The organism is Aquabacterium sp. UBA2148 (assembly GCF_002328915.1).
Lineage (GTDB): Bacteria > Pseudomonadota > Gammaproteobacteria > Burkholderiales > Burkholderiaceae_C > Aquabacterium > Aquabacterium parvum.
Map to the genome: position 1 here is coordinate 62,775 of NZ_DCXA01000311.1, position 2,753 is coordinate 65,527.

A 2,753-nucleotide genomic window follows, 5' to 3' on the forward strand; every position below is an offset into this window, starting at 1 on the left:
CAGGGCCGCGCCCACGCCACCGGCCTGTTGCCAGTCGCTCAGGCGCAGGGCGTAGCCGTCCATGGCGCTGTTGTCGTGCGGAGGCACGTCCACGTCAGAGACGACGTCTTCGGCCAGCACGCGCATGAGGGCCTGGTCAGTGGGCAAGGTCTGGCGACCGGTTGCCGCCGGCCAGGTGTTCAGGGCATCGGCCAGGCGAGACCAGGCCTCGTCCAGCGACATCAGGGGTTGGGGGCCTTGGGCCACGTTCTTTTCCTTGGGTCAGATCAGGTTTCAGCAGGGTGCACGATCGCTGAGGTGGCTGGCGGCAAGCGCAGGCAGACCTCGGTGCCCTCCACCCCCGATTGCACCACCACTTTGGCTCCGATGCGCTCGGCGCGTTCGCGCATGATGCTCAGGCCCACATGGGTGCCATCGGGCGAGATGCTGCCCGGCTCGAAGCCCTGGCCGTCGTCGCGCACGCGGATTTCCCAGATCGGGTGGGCGCGGACCTGCACGTGCACCTGCGTGGCTCGGGCGTGCTTGCGCACGTTGGAGAGCGCTTCCTGCACGATGTGCAGCACCTGGATCTGGATGTCGGCCGGCAGGGGCACACCATCGTCCTGGCAATCGAGTTGCCAGCGCATGCCCGATTGCAGCTCGAACTTGGCCAGCGTTTCGCGCAGAGACAGGTCCAGGCGTTCGCTGTCGGTGCGAACACGGAAGTGCAGCAGCAGTTCGCGCACGTCGTTGTAGCTCTCGCGCACGCCAGTGTCGAGTTCGGCCATGGCGGCATCGATGCCGGGCTGATCACCCTGGGCCATGGCCGAGCGCAGCAGGCTCATCTGGATCTTCAAAAAGGCCAGCGATTGTGCAATGGAGTCGTGCAGCTCCTGGGCCAGCAACCGGCGCTCACTGGCAACGGCCGATTCGCGCGCCAGGGCCGCCATGCGCAGGCTCTCCATCGCCCCGGCCAGGTGGCTGGCCAGCGCCTCGAACAGGCTGCGCTCCTCTTCGGAAAAAGCCACTTCGCCCCTGTAGAACAGCTCGATTTCGCCCAGCAGTCGGTGCTGCAGCAACAGCGGCAGGGTCACCAAGGTGGTGTAGCCCTCGGCTTCGCAACGGCGCTGCACAGGGGCGTGATCGGCATGCCCCCCGCCAAAAGACGGCTCGGCGACGATGGGGATGACACGCATGCGAGGCGACACGCCTTCGCGCATGCGCTCACCGCAGAAGCAGTCGCCGGTGAGCACGCACTGTTCTTCGCGGGCCAGGATCTGCGGCAGGCTGTCGCTGGCCAGCAGCATGTAGCGGTCGTTGGCTTCGTCGGACCAGCGGATGGCCACGGCATCGGCATGGGCGATGCCACGCATCTGCCTTGCGAAACCCTGGCCCAACTCCGAGAGGTTTTCGGCCGACGCCACGAAGGTCGAGACGTCGTAGAGCGCACGCAGACGCGACTGCTCGAGCTCGAGCTTGCGGGTTTTTTCTTTGACCTTGGCTTCGAGGCCCCCGTACAGGGCCTGCAGGCGTTCGGTCATGCGGTTGAAGCCTTCGGCCAGCTCGCCCAGTTCATCGTCGGCCCCGGGGCGCACCCGGGCCTGGAAGTCCCCCTCTTCGACGCGGCGCAAGGCGTTGCGCAAACGGGCGACTGGGTCAAGCACCAGCACGTGGCTGGCGTACAAAATGGCCAGTGCGCTGATCACCGCCAGCACCATCATCACCACCTGAAAGGTGTGCAGGGCCACGGTGCGGGCTTCCAGTCGGCGTTCGATTTCGGAGACGAGGTCATCGACCTGACCGACAAAGGGCTCGATGTCGAGGGCCCCGGGCAGCGAGGGATCGGATTGCCGCGCCATCGCTTGCGCTCGCAACTGACGCCAATCGGCTTCGACCGCACGCAGGCTGCGTTGCACGGGCTCGCTGCCCGGCACCGCAAGCGGGCGCTGTGGGTCGCCACGCGACAGCAGGGTCAGGCTGGCATCCAGCTCGGCAATGCGATCGCCGATGCGTGCTTCGGCCGCGCCATCGAGGCCTGCGCGCAGGTCTCGTGCGTGCAGGGCCAACTGGTAGGAGCGCATGCGCATGCGACCGGCTTCGTTGATGGCTGCCGCGCCACCTTCGAGCTGCCACGTCACCCACATCGACAGGCCAATCGTGGCCAACGCCACCGCCAGGAAGACGCAACCCACAGCCGCCAGCTTGCGCGCCAGCGTCAGGCTGGACGTGCGCGCCCAGGCGATGGTCTGACGCCGCGCGCCTTCGGAAAAGAAAGCCGCCGAGACATCGACGGGATCGCCCGAAGTCGCGCCTGAAAGAGGTTGGGGCATGGTTGCAAGGCGTCCAGCGGATCCTGCTCGATCCATGAGAGGGGCCCTGACGCGGCGCTCAGCCGCCCGTCTGGGCCATGGACCGCACGATCTTCTCACGCCGTTCGTTGAATTCGTGCCGCGCGGGTTTGGCCGCGATGCCGCGCAGGATGGCCGCGCGCAAGGCATCGTCATCGGCACCATCGCGCAGCAGGCGGCCCAGTGGCACCTGATCGTCCTGCCCCAGGCAGAGGTAGAGGGTGCCGTCCACGCCCAGGCGAACGCGGTTGCAGGCCTCGCAAAAGTGCTGGCTCATCGGCGTGATGACGCCCAGGCTCATGCCGCTGGCCGGGTGGCGCCAGTAGCGGGCAGGACCAGCGCCACGGCCAAGCACCTGGGGCAGCAAGCCTCGGCGTTGCGCCAGGGCCTCGGTGTAACGGGTGAGATCACACGTCGGCGCGGCCC

At 67.3% G+C, this 2,753-nt stretch carries 1 protein-coding gene and 2 pseudogenes; all 3 read right to left on the bottom strand.

Annotated elements, in window-relative coordinates; translation table 11 throughout:
* Positions 1 to 246: pseudogene (locus B2W70_RS17495) on the bottom strand (molybdopterin molybdenumtransferase MoeA); the annotation flags it as partial.
* 20 nt (positions 247 to 266) lie between these two features.
* A complete protein-coding gene (locus B2W70_RS17500; RefSeq protein WP_286747754.1) occupies positions 267 to 2,309 on the bottom strand; it encodes a type IV pili methyl-accepting chemotaxis transducer N-terminal domain-containing protein in 2,043 nt (680 codons plus the stop codon).
* Between the two features lie 58 nt (positions 2,310 to 2,367).
* A pseudogene (locus B2W70_RS17505) lies at positions 2,368 to 2,753 on the bottom strand (GTP 3',8-cyclase MoaA); the annotation flags it as partial.